The organism is Shewanella sp. (assembly GCF_048265805.1).
GTDB lineage: Bacteria > Pseudomonadota > Gammaproteobacteria > Enterobacterales > Shewanellaceae > Shewanella.
Map to the genome: position 1 here is coordinate 1 of NZ_JBLXAT010000034.1, position 21,481 is coordinate 21,481.

Genomic DNA, 21,481 nt, shown 5'->3' on the forward strand with positions numbered 1-21,481 from the left:
CATAGTGCCTCCGTTGAAAAAGGCACTATGTCAAAGTGTGGGTACTATTGGTATGTGGGGTTTATTAACCGCTTACATTTGATCGACGGACTCTCATTTTCCGATAGTGTCTCACTGCTATTGGTCCAACGCTCGTTGACGTCCTTATTACCCAAGTCGTTATTCAAAGGGCTAGCATCGCAATTTGCTCTTGCTGCGAGCACCTTATCTAATTCAAAGGAGTTGGGTAATTGGTCGCAAAAATTCGCAAGTGTAGGGCCTGAACTATCGAGCAAGCCGCCAGCCATCAATGAAAACGTGCTGGAACGAGTACAAAATGCGGTGCTACGCGAACAACAACTCGATGTACAGTATCAAGCGATTCATCAGTCTGAGCCCAAAGCTTATCGATTGGCACCGTTAGCTTTGGTGTTGCGTGGTCAGGTACTGTATCTGCTAGCGACTGTTGGCGAGCATACTGATGTTCGACGGTTCGCTATGCACCGTATGCATGATGCGAAGCTTTATGGGGCTAAAAACCCTGAACGAGAGTTTGATCTGCAGGCGTATCTCAATGCTGGTGGAATGGAGTTCAAAAGTGACGATGCTTCTGAACCAATCTTATTCAAAGCACGGGTTAGGGCACAACAAGCTAATCACCTTGCTGAGCAACCGCTGTCAACGGATATGCAACTTAGCAAAGTCGACGACGAATGGTCATTGGTCACCGCTACGGTAAGCGATAGCTGGCAATTGCGCTGGTGGATAATGTCTCACGCCGTCAATATTGAGGTGCTTGAGCCTAAGTCGTTAAGAGACGGAATTAAGCGTCAGCTGTCAGAGGCCTTGGCTCACTATTCAAGTTAGCTGATGAGTCGGTGTTAAAGGAAGTTGTTATGAAACAAATAAGGATTCTTGAACGTCTAGAGCTTAGTTTTAAAGGTGTGAAAACATCCGATGATGAGAAAGTCGCACTAAGACAAGGGGATATGGACGGGGCTTGCGGGCCATACAGCGTATTGATGGGGTTGATTTATCAAGGTGCTGTAACTCGCGACGAAGTGACTAGTTTAGCTCGATTAGATGGGCGAACTCGAATTGGTAAGTTCATGAACAGTTTATATGAATTTAACGCGATGGTTCGAGATGGTACTGATGAGGATGATTTGGTTCGTTTAGGCAACTATTTCAAGAACTCTCCCTATTCACAGATTAACATTGAGCCAATTAAAGCAAAAAGTACCAAGGAACTAGCGCATAAAACTGCCGATGCTATTGATGATGATAAACCTGTACTTATTTGGATCGACTGGCAGGGAGGTGGTGCACATTGGGCTCTTGTCGTTGGTTACGAGTTCGTTGACAGTGATAACTCGGGGTCAATTATCACAAAGCTGTTGTTATTAGACCCAAGTGAGGAGACTCCCAGATTGTCACATTGGAATGGTGTGATCCATGTGACTAAAGAATCAGGCAATGTTATCAATTCCGGACAATTCCCCAGTAACCATTGGACAGCAAAGAGCAAAGTCACATCTTGCAAAATACGTTTGGGATTAGAAATGACTAAAGAGTCGTTTTAGTAAGCTGAAAATGAAGTCCTCCAGTTTATTTCAAGGAAAGGAAATTAAGTTACATGAGTATTAGTAATCAAGAACGCCAACAATTTTTAGAGCAATTTCTTCATGAATGGCCTGTTGAGCGTATAGAGTCATTGAGTCTTGAAGAGTACACATCCGTAGATGATCAAAATACATTTGCGTATTGGATTGAATTTGGTGCTGGTCGCTATTTAGGCTCCATTAAAGGTGGTGATGCTTCTAAATTCGGCATTTATAAACGTAAATCTGAGCCTAAAGGGATTCGAGAATTTATTGATTCTGACAATGTATATTCATGGAAACGAAAGTATGGTTCATCGGCAGAACAGGCATTTTCTAACATCAAATCGAAAATACTGTTGGTTATTCAAGCGGCTAAGCACGCAGAACTCGAAAAAATTGAGTCACTGGATTTTGAGCAAGTTCTAAAATGGAAACTGGCGTTTATTTATCAAGATCATAATGCTCCTTTAGTTCTGCCTATTTACAAGCTTAAAAAATTTAATGTGTTACTTGATGAAAGACCGTTAACTCACTCAATTGCTTACACTAAGTTGTTACAGTATCGAGGGACCAAAACAACGTTGGAATACGGTATGGAGCTATGGCGAAAGGCTGATGAGCTTGAAGGTAAAGTAAGTGGTGAGCAATTTGATAGTGATGACTCGGATAATCCCGATAATGATGATTCCTATAGTGATCTCATCGCGCCGTTGAACCAAATCCTCTTTGGCCCTCCAGGAACGGGCAAAACCTATTCAACAATAGAATCCGCTGTTGCTGTTGCCGAACCTGAATTTAGTTGGAGTTCTAGGAAACAGTTGAAGGATAAATACAATCAACTAGTTAAAGATAAGCGTATTCGTTTTGTCACATTTCACCAGAGCTATGGCTATGAGGACTTTGTTGAAGGCTTAAGTGCGCTCAGTGGCGAAGAGAATCCTGATGTAATCCGTTATTTCGTGAAGAAAGGCATCTTTAGAGAAATCTGTGAAGATGCTCAAGCAAGCCGTTATACCGTCAATAATGAAATTAACAAATCTGGCCAGGTTTGGAAGCTTTCAATTGAAAGCGCGCAAAAAAATAGTGCCAAAGATTACTGCTTAGCCAACGGAATCGGGGCCATTGGCTGGGGAAATACGGGCGATCTTACTGGTGATGAGGAGAATTCTTACCATCAATCATTAGGGAAAAATGCGAAAAACTCCCTCTACTATTTCAGCCAACAGATGCAGGTTGGTGACCTAGTACTGTGTATTGATAGCAAAACTTCGGTTGGCGCTGTTGGTGTCGTGACGGGGGACTATCAATATGTTGAATCGGCTGTACCTAGTCGTTCAGATTTTAGACATCAGAGACATATAACTTGGTTAGCAACAGATAAATCTGTCGAGTTTAAGGCGCTAAATGGCAATACCAGTTTTAACCTTTCCACTTGTTATCCACTATCACGGCTCACTGTTGCTGATGTTTTGGATCACCTGAACTCAAACGGTGTTGTGCTAAAACAAACGCAAGTACAGCAACAAGCCCAAAATTACGTGCTGATTATCGACGAAATTAACCGTGGCAATATTTCTAAGATTTTTGGTGAATTGATAACCTTGATCGAACCTTCTAAGCGTAGCGGTCAGAATCAAACTGAAGCACTACAAGTAACCTTACCATGCTCGCAAATGCCATTTTCAGTTCCTAATAACCTCTACCTTATTGGTACAATGAATACTGCTGATCGCTCGTTAGCATTGATGGATACTGCATTACGGCGTCGCTTTGATTTTAAAGAGTTGATGCCTGACCCATCTAAAATAGCCGAGCACCCCTTAATCAAAGGTATTGATCTATCGCGTCTTCTCACAGCGATGAATGAACGTATCAGTGTCCTATACGATCGTGAGCACACGCTGGGTCATGCATTTTTCTTTCCCGCTTTTGAAGCCGCGAAAGATGAAGATCCAGACAGAGCTTTCGAACTACTTATTTCTGCATTCAAAAATAAAATTATTCCGTTACTGCAAGAGTACTTTTTTGACGACTGGCAAAAGATTCGTTTAGTTCTTGGTGATAATCAAAAGGCTAATCAAGAGGTAGCGTTCGTTCTCAGTAATGAGGTTGATTTAGGTGCGTTGTTTGGCAGTAACGCCGATTTCGATATAGACACGTGTACAAGTTATCAGCTTCAATCTGATAACAAATTTTGGGAACAACCTGCTGCCTACATTGCTATTTACGACCCACAAACCGCAGGGACTCTTTGATGGTTAGTGATGGCAAACTCATTAGTGTCTTTGAGTACGACTTTTTGTGTTTTGAGTTACCCTGCAATGGACAAGAACGTTTTCGCCAAATTTCGCGTCCAGCATTTGAGTACATAAAACAATTATGTTTATCAAAAGAGGCTGCTCAAGCAGCCTTTAAGCTGCGAATCCAACATCAGCGAGAAGTTCTCCAAGCACAAAATTTCGCGGGAGTTGTCATTACTCCTGATGGTACTCAAATCGAAATTTTACCCAAAATTGGTAGGAAAACAGAGTGTTATACGTCAGAACAGGGGCGTATGACCTTACTCTGGATGTTAAAGCGTCTTAAAGAATTTCGACACTTACAAACTAACCAAGCCAATATCAAAACACAGAAAATGCCCCTTATGGAGCTTTTTATAAGCCAATTTTTGACAGCAGTTAGCGTTTTGGTAAAACGTGGTTTACGAAGTGATTATCGAGGAGAACAGGACAACTTGTTATTTCTAAAAGGAAAACTAAGTGTCTCTCGTCAACTTCGCTATAACCTAGTTAACCGCCAACGTTTTGCGGTAAATTTTGATGAGTTTTCTGTCGATAGGGCTGAAAACCGATTAATTCACAGTGCGCTAACGATAGTCGCTAAGTATTCTCGGCTAGCCAGTAATCAGCGGTTAATTAAGGAACTTCGTTTTTCTTTTGATGCTGTTCCACCTAGCTGTGACTATGTTAAAGATTTTGAAAATGTTCGCTCAGATCGCAGTATGCACACTTATGAGATGCCATTAGCCTGGGCGAAAATCATTCTCGAAGGACTATCGCCGCAGTCAATGCTGGGAACACAGCAAGCCTTTTCGTTACTCTTTCCCATGGAAGCAGTGTTTGAAGCATATGTAGCTGCAGAGCTTAAACGCCAACTGCTGCCCACCAGCAAAATGACTGCCCAAGCGCGTTCTCATTGGTTGGTTACTCATGATTCCGCTAATTGGTTTCGACTAAAACCGGATATTGTCATTGATGCTACCCAAGCTTGTTTTGTTCTTGATACCAAGTGGAAAGTTCTCGATCAGAAAGAGAATAACGCCTCTGCTAAATATGGTGTTTCAACTGCAGATCTCTATCAAATGTTTGCCTATGGGCATACCTACTTAGATGGCTGTGGAGATATGTATTTGATTTATCCTCTGCAATCAGCATTTGATACAGCTGTAGAGCTGCCGCTTGAGTATGTCTGCTCTAACGAAACAGGCAAAAAACTCAGGCTATGGCTGGTTCCATTTGAGATCAATGACTCTTGCGGAAAGCTGCATCTGCCATGTACTCAAGGGCTTTTGGCTTCAGCGCTTGTAGCTGAAAAGACTAATGACGGTGCAATCTGCTAGTTATAAGAACGTTTGCGATTGTCCCTGTAAATACAACAGGTACAATCGCGTTAACTCGATACAACCACATCAGAGCCGAAGCCAAAATTGCAGATGCATTTACTCATGTGCATGTTATCCACACATTAAATAAGCAAAATTAAAATGAATAAAAAACTGTCACTTTCTAAACTTTCTAGCAAGCTTTTTAAAGCTTGTGACATTCTTCGAGGCAAGATGGATGCTTCTGAGTACAAGGAATACATCTTTGGTATCTTGTTCCTTAAACGTATGTCGGACCAATTCCATAAGGACTATCAAGCAAAGGTCGGCGAGCTGAAAGCAGAGGGGCACGACGATGATGAAATCGAGCTTCTGCTAGAAGATGAAGAGCAGTTTGATTTCTACGTGCCGGAAAAAGCGCGTTGGGAAAAACTTAAGCACTTGAAAACCATCACGTATTAGTAAACGGGTAGAGCACTTTGCTCCCAAATTAGGTGTAGATTACCGTGCTATCCGCGTCATGGAGCTTCAACACCACTGGGCTTCGTGTTCATCGAAAGGCGATCTCAACTTCCACTGGCGTTGCTTGATGGCACCACTTGCTGTACTCGATTACATTGTGGTTCATGAATTAGCTCATCGAATTGAGCGTAATCATAGTTCAGCTTTTTGGAATTTGGTTGATAAAGTTATACCAGACTATCAAAAACACGTTTCTTGGTTGAAGCATAATGGTGCTGGGTTAGCACTGTAGTGAGTTAATCAGTCGACAGTCCTTCTTGATGGATATTCAGTAGTTTTTATTGGTAGTTTAGGTATGGACGAAACTCGAACAAAGTAAAAATGAAGACAAAGCGGGGGAAGCTGTAACACCCAAGCTAAGCGACGTTGGATAAATTTATGCCGAACTGGCGTGAGCGTTGTAACCTACTGAACAGCTTGCCATTAGCATATGAAGATTGGGCGTATTGAGTTTGAATTGTCTCGCTGTGATCAGGTTGACACATTGTCTACGCCTCACTAAAAGGATGACCTATGCAGATTCCTGCGCAGCCTAAAATTTATCACATTGTTCATGTTGATCGACTGGCTTCGATCCTGAGTTCGAATGGGCTGTTATGTGATGCGCAAATCATCGCGCAGAATGTGGCAGGAACTACGATTGGCATGAACACGATTAAGCAGCGTCGTCTAAACAAATTGACGTTGAATAGTCATCCTGGCTTGTATGTTGGTCAATGTGTGCCTTTTTATTTTTGCCCTCGTTCAGTCATGCTTTACATGATTTATCGGGCAGACAGTCCTGAGTTGGCATACAGAGGGGGGCAAGGGCCGATCATCCATCTTCAAGCAGATCTTAATGCCACAGTACAATGGGCTCAGCAGCAAAGACTCCGTTGGGCCTTTACCCTTTCCAATGCCGGTTCGTACTACTTTGAAGATAGGAGTGATTTAGCACAGCTTCATGAATTGGATTGGGCTGCAATTGGTGCAACACAATGGAAAAACTGTAAAGAAGGTAAGCAAGCAGAGTTTTTGATGGAACACAGCTTTCCGTGGCATCTGGTTGAACAAATTGTTGTACAATTGCAGCACGTTTATCAGCAAGTAATGAATACGCTGCATATGGCGACGCACAAACCGCCTGTTACAATTAACTCAAATTGGTATTACTGAGGAGGCCGTAGACATGATCGAAATTACTCGTGGAGATATTCTGCGTGCTGATGCAGAGGCAATCGTAAATACAGTTAACTGTGTGGGTGTTATGGGCCGTGGCATCGCTTTGCAATTTAAGAAGGCATGGCCGGAAAACTTTAAAGCATACGCTGCAGCTTGTAAGAACAAAGATGTGCAGCCAGGCAAGATGTTTATCTTTGAAACAAGACAGCTTGCCAACCCTCGCATTATTATCAATTTCCCGACCAAACGTCATTGGAAGGGCGCGAGCCGCATAGAAGACATTGAGTCTGGTCTTGTTGCTCTTGTTGCAGAGATACAAAGGTTAGGCATTAAATCCATTGCCATTCCGCCATTAGGCGCGGGTTTAGGTGGATTGAATTGGCTGGTGGTTCGAGAGAAAATCGAAACGGCGATGCAGCCGTTGAGTGATGTTCAAGTATTGCTGTATGAGCCAGCAGGCGCTCCGCAAAACGAGAGAATGGTGAAACAGAAAGCCGTGCCAAAGATGACCGCAGGTAGAGCCGTGTTAATCGAATTAATGCAGCGCTACCTGAAAGGTTTACTCGATCCGACCGTGTCACTACTGGAAGTGCATAAGCTGCTGTATTTCATGCAAGAGGCCGGTGAGCCATTACGTTTGAAATACGAAAAGGCGCATTATGGCCCTTATGCACAGAATTTGCGTCATGTGCTCAATGCGATTGAGGGGCACTTTGTTTCTGGATATTCTGACGGCGGTGATGTACCTGATAAAGAGCTCCATCTTGTGCCTGGTGCAGTTGAAGAGGCTCAGAACTTTCTGGTGCAGCATCCTGACACCCGTGAACGGTTTGAAAAGGTATCGCAACTGGTTGATGGCTTTGAATCGCCGCAAGGTCTGGAGCTTCTGGCGACGGTCCATTGGCTGAATAAATATGAGCAGGCAAGAAATACCGACCAGATAGTGGAAGGTGTGCATTCATGGAATGCCAGAAAGCAGCTATTTACCGTGCGGCAGATTTCAATCGCAGAAAAAGTATTAGGTAGCCAGCATTGGCTGACAGCTTGAATTGATAACAACAAAGCCTCTATTTAGAGGCTTTGTTGTTATCTGATATGTATCAAAGCCTGTAATCTTTAATTGGTATTTTAGTTAACTAAATGTTTTACCGTTATATTTTTTAAATTGAAGTATCATCTATCCCGGTAGATTTCTACTATGGAAACTTGTGAATAGTGAGATACCCAAATCAAGGAGTGATTATGGACCGAGCAGGCGCTCAACAATTGTTGCAAACAGCACTAGCAGACCCAACCGCCCAATTTCGTGACGGACAGTGGGAAGCTATCGATGCCTTAGTTAACCAGCGGCAGAAACTGCTGGTGGTGCAACGAACGGGCTGGGGCAAAAGCTCGGTTTACTTTATAAGTACCAAGATTTTCCGTGATAGGGAAATGGGGCCAACTATTATTGTATCGCCGCTTTTGGCGTTAATGCGTAACCAGATTGAATCGGCGCAGCGTTTGGGCATTGTTGCCGAGACCATGAATTCCACCAATACAGCTGATTGGCAGACGGTTGCTAGGCGAATTCTCAATAATCAAATCGATTGCTTACTGATTTCGCCAGAGAGACTAGCCAATGACAACTTTATTGAAAACGTCTTGCAACCCATTGCCGACCGCATAGCTCTGATGGTGATTGACGAGGCGCATTGTATTTCTGACTGGGGTCATGATTTTCGTCCTGATTACCGTCGTATCGTGAATATTCTGCGCCAGTTACCTGCCAATACTCCAGTGCTTGGCACCACAGCTACCGCCAATAACCGTGTAGTTGCTGATATTCAGAGTCAACTTGGTAATATTCAAATTCAGCGCGGTCCCCTTTCGCGGGAAAGCCTCTCGTTGCAGACGATGGTTTCACCTGATCAAGCGTCTCGACTGGCATGGCTTGCGCAAGTTATTCCAACGCTACCGGGAACAGGTATCGTTTATACGTTAACAGTACGAGATGCTGAGCAAGTAGCACTATGGTTAAGAAATAATGACATAGATGCTAGGGCATATCATGGCAGCGCTGTGGCTGACGGCTTTGACGACAGTAATAGCTATCGCCAGCACCTAGAAGAGCTATTACTGGCCAATCAACTTAAAGTGCTTGTAGCCACCACGGCTTTAGGTATGGGCTATGACAAACCCGATCTCAGCTTCGTTATCCATTACCAAGCTCCAGGATCAATCGTCGCTTACTATCAACAGGTTGGTCGTGCTGGCCGCGGGATTGATCGCGCTATAGGTGTGTTGATGTCGGGATTGGAAGATCAGGATATCCACGAGTTTTTCCGTGATTCTGCTTTTCCATCAGAGGGGCATGTCACTGAGATCCTAGATGTTCTAGAACGAAGTGATGGTTTGTCTATTCGCAATATTGAAGAGCAAACCAATCTGCGGCACAGTCAAATTGAAAAAGTGCTGAAGCTGCTCAGCGTTGAAAGCCCCGCTCCTGTAATTAAAGTTGGTAGTAATTGGCGTAGAACAGCGGTCCCCTATCAAATGGATCGCGCCCGAATTGCCCACTTAACTGGGCAGCGTGTGCAGGAATGGCAGGAGGTTCAAGCGTATCTGGAAGATACCGGCTGCAAGATGACCTTTTTACGCGAAGCACTGGACGATTTCGATATCACACCTTGTGGTAAGTGTTCATCCTGCTTAAGACATCCAGTCATAAACACTCCGGTTGACTCTGCACTGGCACATCGTGCAGGTATATTCCTTAAGCATGCGGAAATGGTCATCATCCCTAAAGCGCAGGTGGCAGCCAATGCGTTTTTAGAGTATGGATTTCGGGGAAACTTGCCGCAGCATCTTCGAGCACAGGAAGGCCGGGTCTTATCTCGTTGGGGCGATGCTGGTTGGGGACGCACTGTCGCTGACAACAAACACATCGGTCATTTCACCGATGAATTAGTTGAGGCGATGGTCGAAATGGTTGAGCAACGTTGGAGTCCAAATCCTGCGCCGGAATGGGTCTGTTGTGTTCCTTCCCGTAACCATCCTGAATTGGTGCCGGATTTTGCTAGCCGACTAGCAGAACGGCTGGGATTGCCGTTCGTGCATGCGGTTAGCAAAGTTAAAAATAACCAACCACAGAAAGGTCAGCAGAATCGCTTTCACCAATGCCGAAATTTGGATGGTGCTTTTGAGGTTGTAGAAATTATTCCAAATGCTCCCGTATTATTGGTCGATGATATTGTGGACTCTGGCTGGACGATGACCGTTATAGCAGCCCTTTTACAACAAGCAGGCAGTGGTGTAGTTTTTCCTATTGCACTTGCTTCATCTTCTGTGAGTGATTCATGAATTTAACCGGTGGTTTGTCTAAAACAGCCCAAGCTACATTACTACTGACCAGCTATTTTTCTAAATCCGCTGGTGATGATGCGAAGCCCCTCAGTAATACTGAATGGGGACGCTTTGCCCTGTGGTTGAAAGAGAACGCTTTGAGCCCAGCAGAGCTGTTAGTGAATGAACCTTCTGCTTTACTGAGTAACTGGCACGATTCAAAAATTAGTTCTGAACGGATTGTAAAGTTATTAAATCGTGGTCATAGCCTTGCTCTAGCCATGGAAAAATGGCAACGAGCTGGTCTGTGGGTGGTTACGCGTTCTGATCCTGAATACCCTAAACGTTTAAAAAAACGCTTAGACACTAATAGCCCTCCCGTTTTGTTCGGATGTGGTAATCGTCAGCTACTTAACGCTGGCGGACTTGCTGTTATAGGGTCGCGAAACGCGGCAATGAGTGAGTTGTCTTTCGCTGGAAAATTGGGTGAAAAGGCTGCACATGAAGGTGTGAACATTGTGTCTGGTGGGGCAAGAGGTGTTGATCAGGAGTCTATGCTCGGTGCGGTAAATGCCAATGGCTATGTTATTGGAATATTAGCAGATAGCCTACTTAAATCTGCCACCAGCTCGAAATGGCGAAAGGGATTAATGAATGGCAATGTGGTACTGATTTCGCCGTTTTATCCTGAGGCGGGTTTCAATGCTGGCAATGCTATGGCGCGGAATAAATATATCTACTGTCTGGCTGATAGTTCATTAGTAGTGCATTCCGGCAAAAAAGGTGGAACTTGGAGTGGCGCTGAAGAAAACTTAAAAAAATCTTGGGTTCCATTGTGGGTGAGACCTACCTCCGACAAAGAGGCTGGTAATGCCGATTTAGTTGCCAAGGGGGGAAAGTGGTGTGAAGCAGATGTGGAAAGTTTAATTATATCCGATCTATTTCTTCAAGTGAGTAAAGAACAAGCTCCATCTTTAGGTGAATCGCAAGACTTGTTCGCAATGGCAGATAACATAGATTTATTTGGTGCGGTAGGCTCCGAAGTTCTTGATGCAACGTCGTATTGCAATGTCGATGAGCTAGGTCCTCAAAGCCCTATTGCATCTCCGCCGATACCAGAAGATAAAGTAGTCGAATCAACTAGAATTGATTTTTATCAGATTTTTATTGCGGAGTTTAAACGCTTAGCACAACGACCTGTTACAGTAGACTATCTAGTTGAAGCTACTGGACTACATAAATCACAACTACACGACTGGCTGAAGCGCGCAGAGGAAGATTGTGTGGCGACAAAACTTAATCGGCCCGTACGTTATCAAGTGAAGTAGTGGCGACTCAATATTTCATATCGTTATATGCTCAGAACTATGATCTTTGAGAGAGATTCTGACAACTTTGTCAGTGCTTCTTTTCTTTCTTCAAAATAATCATGCTGGTTGTAGATCCCTTCTACGCCTTTCAATTTGTGGTTCAAGCAGCGTTCTGCGATGTGTCCTGGCGTGCTTTGTTTTGCAAGCAAGGTGCGGCAGGTACGGCGTAGATCATGTACGGTAAAATGAGCCATATCCCCCATCAAATTAGGTGGTTGTTTTTTCTTGCCAGCTTCATGGCCGAAAAGCTTGGTGATGGCGCGATTTAACGTGTCTGACCCCATATGAGGATTTTTGGCTGAGCGGCGATTTGGAAAAACATACTCTGAGCCACAGGCTCGCATTTCCAATTCTTTTAGCCATTCAAGCACGATAGGCGGTAGAGGGATATTGATGCCAACGCCTGATTTACTGCGTTCTTTAGGTAATTTCCATACTTGATTGGTTAGATCGAACTCTTGCCACTTCGCTTCAGTTAGTTCAGATTTTCTGACCCCTAATGTGACGAGCAGAGCACAGGCTAGATAGTTATCTCGGGCAAAGCTAACGCTGTTTTCCTTTGCAACCTTAAAGAATTGAGTAACTTCTTCGATAGTTAAGGCTCTGTCTTTGCTTTGTTCCACGCCACCAGCATCAGATACCGAAAAAGCACTCGCTGGGTTTGCGCTGAGCAAATCCAGCTTTATGCCGTGATTAAACAGCTGTTTGCAGTAAAGTAGTGCGTCGTTGGCAATCGTTGGGCGACCAGAGTTGGTGATTGCGTTCAGCACATCACGTATGTCTCGTGCTGTTACACTGGTTAAGCTATAGCCGCCAATGTGTGGAGCGATGTCTTTGCGGTAAACGCGTTCGGGGATTTGGGGATGTTTAAGGCGTTTTACATTACCTTGGTGCCAATCTTCAAAGAGTGCGTCAACGGTAGCTAGATCGCTTTGTTCAGCTCGCTTCTTCGCTACGAGTGGATCAGCTCCTTCACGAAGTTGCTTCATTTGCTGTGCAGCTTCAAGGCGTGCGTCAGCCAGAGATAGATCACTATATTTTGCTAATGTCATCTCCTTGCGTTTGCCATTAATCGTGTATCTAAGCATCCAATACGGCAAACCAGATTTTGGCACGACAAAATATAACCCACCACCATCGGCATAACGTCCAGCTTCGCCCTTAGCTTTTGCCGCAACTTCCTTTACCGTCAGTTTGCTCATAACCAGTTATCCCCATTGATATTTTTATATGGGCACTTTTACCCACCAATAATGGTGGGTGGCATACTAACATACCCACCATATTACCCACCAGTTATAACTAGATATTGGTGGGTACTTATGGACGGTGGTGGATAGTATTTAAGTTAAAGTCCTTTTAAATCAGTGGTTAAATATCATGATTGGACGATGATAGACACTATTCAACGTTCTGGATCTGCTCGCGCATTTGTTCGATAAGTACTTTCAATTCAACGGCTGCGGCTGTGATGTCAGTAGAGATCGATTTGGAGGCTAGGGTGTTCGATTCGCGGTTAAACTCTTGCATCATAAAGTCGAGGCGACGGCCTTCTGCGCCACCTTTTTTGATGATGCGGCGGGCTTCTTTGACATGGGCTTCTAGGCGATCCATTTCTTCGGCCACATCCAGCTTTTGCGCTTGTAGTACCATCTCTTGTTCTATGCGAATAGGGTCAAGTTCGCCTTGCACTTCGGCGAGACGAGAAGTGAGTTTTTCACGCTGCCATTCAATCACTTTTGGCATATGTTCGCGTACGATGGCAATTTGCGCTTCCACGGCATTTAAGCGGGTAGTCAGCATCTCGCTGATGGCTGCACCTTCGCGGCTGCGCGCTTCCACAAACTGATCCAATGCGTTATTGAATACGGCGAGCATTTCGTTGCCGATAGCTTCCATATCTTGCTCTGCACCAGCAACAACCCCTGGCCAACGTAATACATCTATAATATTGAGGTGGCCTTCGCGGGCTTCATCTTTCACCCATTGGGCTGCTTTTAGCAGTTGGTGGGTCAAATCTTGGTTGATACTCAACTCATTTTGCTGGGTGCTGGCAAGGTCATAACGCAGGTTAACTTCGACTTTGCCGCGGTTTAAACGCTTGCGCAGTAACTCGCGCAGTGCTGGCTCTAAAAAGCGCAATTGCTCAGGTAGTCGAAAGTAGGTTTCGAGGTAGCGTTGGTTTACAGAGCGCAGTTCCCAAGACGCTGTACCCCAGTCGGCTTTATGTTCGATACGGGCATAGGCGGTCATGCTATGGATCATAAGTAAATCCTGTTACTGGCAAATATTGAATCAGTGATTATAAACCCGTGGCGGCAGTGATTAAAGCAACATAGTCTCTGCCATGGCACTTAGTGGGCGTAGGCCCTATAATACACGCTAAATTTTTTATGAAGGAAGTCACCATGCGCCCTAGTAATCGAGCTCCTGCTCAAATTCGTCCCGTCACTATTACTCGTCAATATACCGCTCACGCTGAGGGCTCAGTTTTGGTTGAGTTTGGTGATACCAAAGTGCTGTGTACTGCCAGTTTTACTGAAGGCGTACCACGCTTTTTGAAAGGACAAGGGCAAGGTTGGGTGACTGCTGAATATGGCATGTTGCCGCGTTCGACTCACAGCCGTATGGATCGTGAAGCGGCGCGTGGTAAACAATCTGGTCGCACCCAAGAGATCCAACGTTTGATTGGCCGTTCTCTACGTGCGGCAGTTGATATGAAGTTGCTCGGCGAAAACACCATCGTTATCGACTGTGACGTAATTCAAGCAGATGGTGGTACCCGTACCGCTTCAATCACAGGTGCTTGTGTGGCGTTGGCTGATGCACTGAACTGGGCGCGTGCTAAGGGTGTTATCAAAGCCAACCCGCTGAAATTCCTCATTGCAGCGGTAAGCGTGGGTATCTACAACGGTGAGCCTATCTCTGATTTGGAATATGTGGAAGATAGTGCTGCCGAAACCGATATGAACGTGGTGATGACTGAAACTGGTAAGATGATTGAAGTGCAGGGCACCGCCGAAGGCGAACCATTTAGTCACGAAGAACTGCTGTCAATGCTGGAACTGGCGAAGCACGGTATTCGTGAAATCATCGATGCACAAAAAGCAGCCTTAAGTTAATCTGCTAAGTTGAATTTGGAGCCATAGTGAAAGCTTATCAACGTGAATTTATTGAATTTGCTCTTGAACGTAACGTACTGCGTTTTGGCGAATTCACTTTGAAATCTGGCCGTAAAAGCCCGTATTTTTTTAACGCAGGCTTGTTCAATACTGGCCGTGATCTGGCGCGCCTTGGCCGTTTTTATGCGTCTGCGTTAGTGGATGCAGGCATTCAATACAATGTGCTGTTTGGCCCAGCGTACAAAGGAATTCCGATTGCGACCACCACCGCGGTTGCTTTGGCTGATCGCCATGACATCGACACGCCTTACTGCTTCAATCGTAAAGAGAAGAAAGATCACGGTGAAGGTGGCACTTTGGTGGGCAGTGAGCTCAAAGGCCGCATAATGCTGGTGGATGATGTGATCACTGCAGGTACCGCAATCCGCGAATCAATGGAAATCATCCAGCAAGCGGGGGCATCACTGGCTGGTGTGTTGATTGCGTTAGATCGTCAGGAGAAGGGCAAGGCCGAGCTGTCGGCGATTCAAGAAGTTGAGCGTGACTTTGGTTGCGAAGTGGTCTCGATCATCAAGCTGGCAGATTTGATTGCTTATTTAGAACAAACAGTAGGTAAAGATGCGGAGCTGGCGGCGGTAAAAGCTTATCGTGAGCAGTACGGTATTTAAGCCTTTCAGTTTGAATGCAAATTAGCAAAAAGCCTGACTCGAGTCAGGCTTTTTTACATCCACCACTTGGTCATTAACGGCTTGGGTGTAGGAACTCAGCGCGCGTGGCAGGGTTGGATTTAAAAATGCCACCGAGTGCGGTAGTTGTGGTTGAGCTGGTGGAGTCCATCACGCCGCGAGATTTGACGCAGTAATGTACTGCATCCATTTTTACGGCCACGTCTTTGGTTTCCAGCAGTGCTTGCAGCGCAACTAACACTTGTTGAGTGAGGCGTTCTTGTACCTGTGGACGCTGTGCAAAGAAACGCACAATGCGGTTAATCTTCGATAAACCGATGATCTTTTTACGCGGCAGATAGGCTACGGTTGCGGTGCCATCAATGGTCACCAAATGGTGCTCACAGGTACTGGTGAGGCTGATATCCTGCACGCGTACCATCTCATCAAAGCCCATTTTATTTTCAATCACGGTGATTTTAGGAAAGTTGGCGTAATCCAATCCTGAGAAAATCTCATCAACGTACATTTTGGCGATGCGCTTTGGTGTGTCCGCAAGGCTGTCGTCAGTCAGATCTAATGACATCAATTGCAGGATTTCACGCATATGCCCTTCAATCTTAGTCTTACGTTCTTCAGGGCTAAGCTGACACGGCACCATCGGCGTTTCTAATCCGCGCTCTGCGAGTGCTGAGCGTACAGTAATGGCTGCTTCACTTAATGATGACATCGATAATCTCCTTCGGGCTAACATCCCCGAATGTGGTATCAGCGTGTGACAATACTCACATTATATACGGGGGGCGAAGCATAGCGCGAAACCGCGTAAATTCACATAAAAAAGACAAAAAATAACCGCCCAATTTGGCGGTTATGGTTATCGGTAAATCCCATCAACTTTGCAACAGTTGGTTTTCGATAAACTGCCACTGTGCATCAAAGTGGCTGGTGGGTTTCACTTTAAACTCACTACGCACAAACTGGGCGATGTGGCCTTCAGCAATGGCAAGCAGCATGTTAGCCAGAATCGCTTCATCTAAGTGGAACTTCTGTCCTTCGCGCAGTGACTTCTCGCGCAGGATCTGTTTTAGATGGGTTTCCACTTTGGCAAATAGTTGATTAATGCGGTCGCGCAGTCGCTCATGCTCACCCAGTAATGCATCACCGTTCAGTAGCCGTGAGATGCCGGGATTTTTCTCGGCAAATACCAGCAGCAGATGCAACATCAACTGACAACGGCGCATGGTGTCTTTCTCCTCCGCCATAATGAGATTGATGCGCGTCAGCAGTGACTCTTCGATAAATTCGATCAGCCCTTCATACATGCGGGTTTTGCTTGGAAAGTGGCGATAAAGCGCTGCTTCTGAGACACCTACTTCTGATGCCAATTTGGCGGTGGTAATACGCTGACCTGGGTTGGTTTCCAGCATCTGCGCTAGGCACTGCAAAATATGCTCGCGCCGATTAAACTTTTCTTTTGTGGCCATACTGCTTACACCTAATTAGCGCGTGCCTGAATGGCCAAAACCACCTTCACCACGCTCACTGGAATCAAACTCTTCCACCACGTTAAATTGCGCTTGTACCACAGGCACAAACACCAGTTGGGCCAAGCGGTCACCGGCCTTGAGCGTGAACGGCTCGCTGCTGCGGTTCCAGCACGACACCATCAATGGGCCTTGATAGTCAGAATCAATCAAACCGACTAAGTTACCCAATACGATGCCGTTTTTGTGGCCTAAGCCTGAGCGCGGCAGAATAACCGCCGCCAGTGATGGATCGGCCACGTGAATAGCGATACCAGTAGGAATAAGGATGGTTTGCCCCGGAGCAACGGTGATTGATGCATCATCAATCATCGCGCGTAAATCCATGCCGGCACTGCCGCTAGTGGCATAAGCAGGCAAGGGAAACTCGTCACCAATACGGCGGTCGAGAATTTTGACTTCAATTGGAGTTTTCATGGTGATTTATTTTATCAGCGATAAGTTTTAATAATTGTTTTGCGAGCGCTAGTTTATCGGTTGCTGGTAATTCTTCACAGTCCGATTTTGTAAATACCTGCAGCGCATTTTGATCTGAGTTAAATCCAAGTCCTTGCTTTGAAACATCATTTGCCGCAATCATGTCGAGGTTTTTGCGGGCAAGTTTTTGTTTAGCATATTGTGCAACGTTTTGTGTTTCGGCGGCGAACCCAACGGTGTACGGGCGCACGTCTAGCGCGGCGACACTGGCGAGAATATCGGGGTTTTGTACTAAGGTCAGTTGCAACGTTTGCTCGGTGGAGGTCTTTTTCAGCTTGTGCTCAGCAGCGGTCGCGGCACGATAATCGGCCACCGCCGCACAGCCAATAAAGATATCTTGGCCGTTGATATGTTGCATTACTGCTTCCAGCATCTGCTGCGCTGATTCGACATCAATGCGGGTGACATTGGCTGGTGTGGTCAAATTTACCGGACCACTTACCAGCGTCACCTCGGCGCCCATCGCTGCTGCTGCCGCCGCAATAGCAAAGCCCATTTTGCCTGAGCTATGGTTGGAGATATAACGGACTGGGTCGAGTGCTTCACGGGTTGGCCCAGCGGTCAGCAGCAGTTTTTTACCGGCAAGCAGCGGCGCTTCAAAATGTTGCGCTGCCAATTCAACGATATCATCGGGCTGCAACATACGACCAGGCCCAACCTCACCGCAAGCTTGGCTACCGCTAGCGGGGCCCCAAATATGTACGCCGCGTTGACGTAACACGGCGATATTTTCTTGGGTGGCAGCATGTAGATACATCTGCTGGTTCATTGCGGGGCAGATGGCGATTGGCGCGTTGCTGGCTAGCGCTAATGTGGTAAGCAATTCATCCGCCATGCCACTGCGCATTCTGGCAATAATGTTAGCCGTTGCTGGCGCAATCACAAATAGATCGGCCCAGCGGCCTAACTCAATATGACCCATGCCTGCCTCTGCGGCGGGGTCGAGCAATTCTGAGGCGACCGGATAGCCGGATACCGCTTGCATTGTCAGCGGTGTAATAAATTCTTTAGCGCTGTGGCTCATCACTACGCGGACTTCAGCACCGCGGTCTTTTAAGCGTCTGACCAATTCAGCACATTTGTAGGCAGCAATACCACCGCCAATCCCCAGCAGTATTTTTTGATTTGTTAGGCTCATAGCTTATAAATTGCACTAGGAAGTAAGCACTAACCTTAACATAAAGCATTAACGACTGGGCAGAGTACACATCGCAAATTATCGGGCATAATCACTCTTTGGCTGGTGCGCGCGTGATCTGTATCGAGCCTGTAGCAGGTTAGTGTACCTTGATAAGTTAGCTTGTGAATCGCGAAAGGAGTCGCATATGGGAATAAAAGATTGGCCCAACGGAGAGGGACCACGAGAAAAATTACTGCGCGGCGGTGCTGAGACGCTTAGTGATGCCGAATTGATAGCGGTGTTGCTACGCAATGGCCTGCCAGGACAAGACGCCGTTGAGTTGGGGCGAACCCTGTTGGCGGAGTTTGGTTCGTTACGGCAAATCATGGCTGCACCACTGCAACAAATCAGTCGAATTCCCGGTCTTGGACCGGTGAAATTTGCCCAACTGCAGTCAGCTGCTGAAATTTCGCGCAGAATTTCGCGTGAAAAGCTACAAAGAGGCACGGTTTTGACAAATCCTGATTTAACTCGTGACTATTTAATGAGACAATTGTCCGACCGTGCATATGAAGTTTTTGCAATGTTATTGCTGGACAGTCAGCACAGGGTGATTCAGTTTGTAGAATTATTTCGTGGAACATTAGATGCTGCATCTGTGTATCCGCGGGAAGTTGTTCGCCTTGCTTTGGAAAAACAGGCAGGTGCCGTGATTGTCTGCCATAACCATCCCTCGGGTGTGGCAGAGCCCAGCATGGCGGACAGACGAATAACAGAGCGATTAAAATGTGCGCTGGCCACCATTGATGTTCCCCTGTTGGATCACATGGTTGTAGGGGATTTAGAGATCGTTTCCTTTGCCGAACGCGGGTGGTTGAATTGATCGAATGCTTGATCTTTCTTCAATTATCCTGTATAACATGCGCCCTCTTTGTGCCTCGGGCGACGGCCATACGGGGTACATTAATGCTCGAGCGTTAAAATTGTTTTTTGGAGAAGATTGACATGTCTAGAGTATGCCAAGTTACTGGCAAGCGTCCTATGGTTGGTAACAACCGTTCGCACGCGAAAAACGCAACTCGTCGTCGTTTCTTGCCTAACCTGCAGAACCATCGTTTCTGGTTGGAAGACGAAAAGCGTTTCGTACAACTGCGCGTTTCCACCAAAGGTATGCGCATTATCGACAAGAAAGGTATCGAAGTAGTTGTTGCTGAACTTCGTGCCCGTGGCGAGAAGGTGTAATAGAAAATGGCTAAAGCTAAAGGCAATCGTGAGAAGATCAAATTGGTATCATCTGCCAAGACTGGTCACTTCTACACTACCGAAAAAAATAAACGTAACATGCCTGAAAAAATGGAAATCAAAAAATTTGATCCAGTGATTCGCCAGCACGTTATCTATAAAGAAGCCAAAATTAAGTAATCGATTCGATTATGTTGGATTCTGAAAAAAGCCTCTGTTTTTACAGAGGCTTTTTTATTTGGTTTTTCCATAAAATCGTCGCACACTATGGCCAGTCTCGGTGAAAATCGGCCAGCTATCACTCCTTGTGAATTTTAATTTAAGTGAAAATAAATGCTTTTATAGTGAATTAAAATGCATTAGCATGGCGCCTGTTTAATCGGCCGTTGTCCGTAAACGTGCCGAATGCTTTCAGAAGGTGATATTAACGGTGCGTACCACAGAATTGGTTGACGGATTCCGTCATTCAGCTCCCTATCTTAATGCCCATCGTGGCAAAACATTTGTCGTTATGCTTGGTGGTGAAGCCATTGAAGATGGCAACTTTCGCTCCATTATCAACGATATCTCTTTGTTACATAGCCTCGGCATCAAAGTGGTGTTGGTCTATGGCGCGCGGCCGCAGATTGATGCTGCGTTAGAAGCCAATGCCATTGATCCTGCCTATCACAACGGTGTACGCATTACTGATGACAGCACGTTGAAAGTGATCAAGCAGGTGGCTGGGGCGCTGCAATTTGACATCACTGCGCGCTTGTCGATGAACCTGTCTAACACCCCAATGCAGGGCGCGCAGATCAACGTCGTTAGCGGTAATTTTGTGATTGCACAGCCGCTAGGCGTGGAAGACGGCATTGATTTTTGTTTGTCAGGGAAAGTTCGTCGTATTGATACCGCAGGACTGAAGCAACAGCTGGAAAAAAACAGCATCATCTTGATGGGGCCGATCGCGGCATCTGTAACGGGTGAAAGCTTCAACTTAACGGCGGAAGAAGTGGCCACTCAAGTCGCCATCAAACTGAAAGCCGACAAAATTATTGGTTTTAGTGCTAATCATGGGGTGCAAGACGAAGAAGGCAATGTCATTGCCGAGTTGATGCCAAATGATGCACAGCGGATGTTGACTAGCCTGGCCGACAACAAAACGGACCGAGGTACGTTGGCATTTATGAAAGCCGCTATTGATGCGTGCCGAGCAGGTGTTCCGCGCTGTCACTTAGTGAGCTACCAAGAAGACGGCGCATTGCTGCAAGAGCTGTTTACCCGTGATGGTATTGGCACACAGATTGTGACAGAGAGCGCTGAGCGTTTGCGTCGTGCATCAATCTCAGACATTGCCGGTTTGATTGATCTGATCCGTCCATTGGAGCAGCAGGGCATTTTGGTGCGCCGCTCCCGTGAGCAATTGGAAATGGAAATTGAGCAGTTCATGATCATCGAACGCGATGGCATGGTGATTGGCTGTGCGGCACTGTATCCGTTTGAAGAAGATAATGCCGGCGAGTTTGCTTGCTTAGTGGTACATCCGTCATATCGCGATATGGACCGCGGCAGTTTGCTGCTTAAAAATATCGTTAACCAAGCCAAAGTTCGTGGCTATTCACGTTTGTTTGCCTTGACGACTCGCAGCATTCACTGGTTCTTGGAACATGGCTTCCAAATGGTGGATGTTGATGCGTTGCCGACCAAGAAGAAGCAACTGTATAATTATCAGCGTCGTTCTAAGATCCTCGCGCTCGATCTGTAA

The 21,481-nt window shown here is 45.9% G+C and carries 22 protein-coding genes; 16 read left to right on the forward strand and 6 right to left on the reverse strand.

Annotated elements, in window-relative coordinates:
- The 10 genes from ACN0TT_RS17835 to ACN0TT_RS17880 form a co-directional block, all read left to right on the forward strand.
- The coding region (locus ACN0TT_RS17835) for a helix-turn-helix transcriptional regulator (RefSeq protein ID WP_417763497.1) at positions 1-846 on the forward strand (846 nt) is incomplete at its 5' end.
- 29 nt (positions 847-875) lie between these two features.
- Positions 876-1,562 carry a hypothetical protein gene (locus ACN0TT_RS17840; protein ID WP_417763498.1) on the forward strand — a complete coding sequence of 229 codons (687 nt, stop codon included), beginning with the start codon at positions 876-878 and terminating at the stop codon, positions 1,560-1,562.
- A gap of 53 nt (positions 1,563-1,615) precedes the next feature.
- Positions 1,616-3,838, forward strand: a complete 2,223-nt coding sequence (locus tag ACN0TT_RS17845; RefSeq protein WP_417763499.1) for an AAA family ATPase — start codon at positions 1,616-1,618, stop codon at positions 3,836-3,838.
- Positions 3,838-5,202, forward strand: coding sequence for an McrC family protein (locus ACN0TT_RS17850; protein ID WP_417763500.1), 1,365 nt, complete (start codon positions 3,838-3,840; stop codon positions 5,200-5,202). Before ACN0TT_RS17845 ends, ACN0TT_RS17850 begins: the two co-directional genes overlap by 1 nt.
- Before the next feature lie 144 nt (positions 5,203-5,346).
- Positions 5,347-5,646, forward strand: coding sequence for a type I restriction-modification system subunit M N-terminal domain-containing protein (locus ACN0TT_RS17855; RefSeq protein ID WP_417763501.1), 300 nt, complete (start codon positions 5,347-5,349; stop codon positions 5,644-5,646).
- Between the two features lie 49 nt (positions 5,647-5,695).
- On the forward strand, positions 5,696-5,938 hold the full coding sequence (locus ACN0TT_RS17860) for a M48 family metallopeptidase (protein WP_417763526.1): 243 nt from the start codon (positions 5,696-5,698) through the stop codon (positions 5,936-5,938).
- Between the two features lie 281 nt (positions 5,939-6,219).
- Positions 6,220-6,861: a DUF4433 domain-containing protein gene (locus tag ACN0TT_RS17865; RefSeq protein WP_417763502.1), complete on the forward strand. Its 642-nt coding sequence runs from the start codon at positions 6,220-6,222 to the stop codon at positions 6,859-6,861.
- Between the two features lie 13 nt (positions 6,862-6,874).
- Entirely contained in the window at positions 6,875-7,915 is a 1,041-nt protein-coding gene (locus tag ACN0TT_RS17870; RefSeq protein ID WP_417763503.1) for a macro domain-containing protein, read from the forward strand.
- A gap of 194 nt (positions 7,916-8,109) precedes the next feature.
- On the forward strand, positions 8,110-10,209 hold the full coding sequence (locus tag ACN0TT_RS17875; RefSeq protein WP_417763504.1) for a RecQ family ATP-dependent DNA helicase: 2,100 nt from the start codon (positions 8,110-8,112) through the stop codon (positions 10,207-10,209).
- Entirely contained in the window at positions 10,206-11,519 is a 1,314-nt protein-coding gene (locus ACN0TT_RS17880; protein WP_417763505.1) for a DNA-processing protein DprA, read from the forward strand. The genes ACN0TT_RS17875 and ACN0TT_RS17880 overlap by 4 nt, the downstream gene beginning before the upstream one ends.
- A 23-nt stretch (positions 11,520-11,542) precedes the next feature.
- Here ACN0TT_RS17880 and ACN0TT_RS17885 read toward each other — a convergent pair whose 3' ends face one another.
- Positions 11,543-12,763: a tyrosine-type recombinase/integrase gene (locus ACN0TT_RS17885; RefSeq protein ID WP_417763506.1), complete on the reverse strand. Its 1,221-nt coding sequence runs from the start codon at positions 12,761-12,763 to the stop codon at positions 11,543-11,545.
- A gap of 199 nt (positions 12,764-12,962) precedes the next feature.
- Positions 12,963-13,826, reverse strand: a complete 864-nt coding sequence (locus ACN0TT_RS17890) for a YicC/YloC family endoribonuclease (protein WP_417763507.1) — start codon at positions 13,824-13,826, stop codon at positions 12,963-12,965.
- Positions 13,827-13,969: 143 nt separating this feature from the next.
- On the opposite strand from ACN0TT_RS17890, the gene rph reads away from it, so the two are divergent.
- Both rph and pyrE read left to right on the forward strand, forming a co-directional pair.
- Positions 13,970-14,683 (forward strand): ribonuclease PH, encoded by a 714-nt coding sequence (gene rph / locus ACN0TT_RS17895; protein ID WP_417763508.1) that lies wholly within the window; start codon positions 13,970-13,972, stop codon positions 14,681-14,683.
- A gap of 26 nt (positions 14,684-14,709) precedes the next feature.
- Positions 14,710-15,351, forward strand: a complete 642-nt coding sequence (gene pyrE / locus ACN0TT_RS17900) for an orotate phosphoribosyltransferase (RefSeq protein ID WP_417763509.1) — start codon at positions 14,710-14,712, stop codon at positions 15,349-15,351.
- A 73-nt stretch (positions 15,352-15,424) separates the two neighbouring features.
- Here the strand turns inward: pyrE and folE are convergent, their stop codons facing one another.
- The 4 genes from folE to coaBC all read right to left on the reverse strand — a co-directional run bounded on the left by folE (position 15,425) and on the right by coaBC (position 18,510).
- Complete coding sequence (folE, locus tag ACN0TT_RS17905) at positions 15,425-16,078, reverse strand: GTP cyclohydrolase I FolE (RefSeq protein WP_417763510.1); 654 nt, start codon at positions 16,076-16,078, stop codon at positions 15,425-15,427.
- A gap of 163 nt (positions 16,079-16,241) precedes the next feature.
- A complete protein-coding gene (slmA, locus tag ACN0TT_RS17910; protein WP_417763511.1) occupies positions 16,242-16,835 on the reverse strand; it encodes a nucleoid occlusion factor SlmA in 594 nt (197 codons plus the stop codon).
- A gap of 15 nt (positions 16,836-16,850) precedes the next feature.
- The gene (gene dut / locus ACN0TT_RS17915) at positions 16,851-17,312 is read right to left on the reverse strand and encodes a dUTP diphosphatase (protein WP_417763512.1); all 462 of its coding nucleotides are present in this window, start codon (positions 17,310-17,312) and stop codon (positions 16,851-16,853) included.
- Positions 17,296-18,510, reverse strand: a complete 1,215-nt coding sequence (gene coaBC / locus ACN0TT_RS17920) for a bifunctional phosphopantothenoylcysteine decarboxylase/phosphopantothenate--cysteine ligase CoaBC (protein ID WP_417763513.1) — start codon at positions 18,508-18,510, stop codon at positions 17,296-17,298. Before coaBC ends, dut begins: the two co-directional genes overlap by 17 nt.
- A gap of 187 nt (positions 18,511-18,697) precedes the next feature.
- Between coaBC and radC the strand changes: the two genes are divergently transcribed.
- The 4 genes from radC to argA all read left to right on the forward strand — a co-directional run bounded on the left by radC (position 18,698) and on the right by argA (position 21,481).
- On the forward strand, positions 18,698-19,375 hold the full coding sequence (gene radC / locus ACN0TT_RS17925; protein WP_417763514.1) for a RadC family protein: 678 nt from the start codon (positions 18,698-18,700) through the stop codon (positions 19,373-19,375).
- 122 nt (positions 19,376-19,497) lie between these two features.
- Complete coding sequence (gene rpmB / locus ACN0TT_RS17930) at positions 19,498-19,734, forward strand: 50S ribosomal protein L28 (protein ID WP_028769274.1); 237 nt, start codon at positions 19,498-19,500, stop codon at positions 19,732-19,734.
- Between the two features lie 6 nt (positions 19,735-19,740).
- Positions 19,741-19,914, forward strand: coding sequence for a 50S ribosomal protein L33 (rpmG, locus tag ACN0TT_RS17935; RefSeq protein WP_007651290.1), 174 nt, complete (start codon positions 19,741-19,743; stop codon positions 19,912-19,914).
- 250 nt (positions 19,915-20,164) lie between these two features.
- On the forward strand, positions 20,165-21,481 hold the full coding sequence (gene argA / locus ACN0TT_RS17940) for an amino-acid N-acetyltransferase (RefSeq protein WP_417763515.1): 1,317 nt from the start codon (positions 20,165-20,167) through the stop codon (positions 21,479-21,481).

Bases quoted from the DNA above. Each gene is read 5' to 3' on its own strand.
- ACN0TT_RS17840 (WP_417763498.1), top strand. From the start codon at position 876: ATGAAACAAATAAGGATTCTTGAACGTCTAGAGCTTAGTTTTAAAGGT.
- ACN0TT_RS17845 (WP_417763499.1), top strand. From the start codon at position 1,616: ATGAGTATTAGTAATCAAGAACGCCAACAATTTTTAGAGCAATTTCTT.
- ACN0TT_RS17850 (WP_417763500.1), top strand. From the start codon at position 3,838: ATGGTTAGTGATGGCAAACTCATTAGTGTCTTTGAGTACGACTTTTTG.
- ACN0TT_RS17855 (WP_417763501.1), top strand. From the start codon at position 5,347: ATGAATAAAAAACTGTCACTTTCTAAACTTTCTAGCAAGCTTTTTAAA.
- ACN0TT_RS17865 (WP_417763502.1), top strand. From the start codon at position 6,220: ATGCAGATTCCTGCGCAGCCTAAAATTTATCACATTGTTCATGTTGAT.
- ACN0TT_RS17870 (WP_417763503.1), top strand. From the start codon at position 6,875: ATGATCGAAATTACTCGTGGAGATATTCTGCGTGCTGATGCAGAGGCA.
- ACN0TT_RS17875 (WP_417763504.1), top strand. From the start codon at position 8,110: ATGGACCGAGCAGGCGCTCAACAATTGTTGCAAACAGCACTAGCAGAC.
- ACN0TT_RS17880 (WP_417763505.1), top strand. From the start codon at position 10,206: ATGAATTTAACCGGTGGTTTGTCTAAAACAGCCCAAGCTACATTACTA.
- ACN0TT_RS17885 (WP_417763506.1), bottom strand. From the start codon at position 12,763: ATGAGCAAACTGACGGTAAAGGAAGTTGCGGCAAAAGCTAAGGGCGAA.
- ACN0TT_RS17890 (WP_417763507.1), bottom strand. From the start codon at position 13,826: ATGATCCATAGCATGACCGCCTATGCCCGTATCGAACATAAAGCCGAC.
- rph (WP_417763508.1), top strand. From the start codon at position 13,970: ATGCGCCCTAGTAATCGAGCTCCTGCTCAAATTCGTCCCGTCACTATT.
- folE (WP_417763510.1), bottom strand. From the start codon at position 16,078: ATGTCATCATTAAGTGAAGCAGCCATTACTGTACGCTCAGCACTCGCA.
- slmA (WP_417763511.1), bottom strand. From the start codon at position 16,835: ATGGCCACAAAAGAAAAGTTTAATCGGCGCGAGCATATTTTGCAGTGC.
- dut (WP_417763512.1), bottom strand. From the start codon at position 17,312: ATGAAAACTCCAATTGAAGTCAAAATTCTCGACCGCCGTATTGGTGAC.
- coaBC (WP_417763513.1), bottom strand. From the start codon at position 18,510: ATGAGCCTAACAAATCAAAAAATACTGCTGGGGATTGGCGGTGGTATT.
- radC (WP_417763514.1), top strand. From the start codon at position 18,698: ATGGGAATAAAAGATTGGCCCAACGGAGAGGGACCACGAGAAAAATTA.
- rpmB (WP_028769274.1), top strand. From the start codon at position 19,498: ATGTCTAGAGTATGCCAAGTTACTGGCAAGCGTCCTATGGTTGGTAAC.
- rpmG (WP_007651290.1), top strand. From the start codon at position 19,741: ATGGCTAAAGCTAAAGGCAATCGTGAGAAGATCAAATTGGTATCATCT.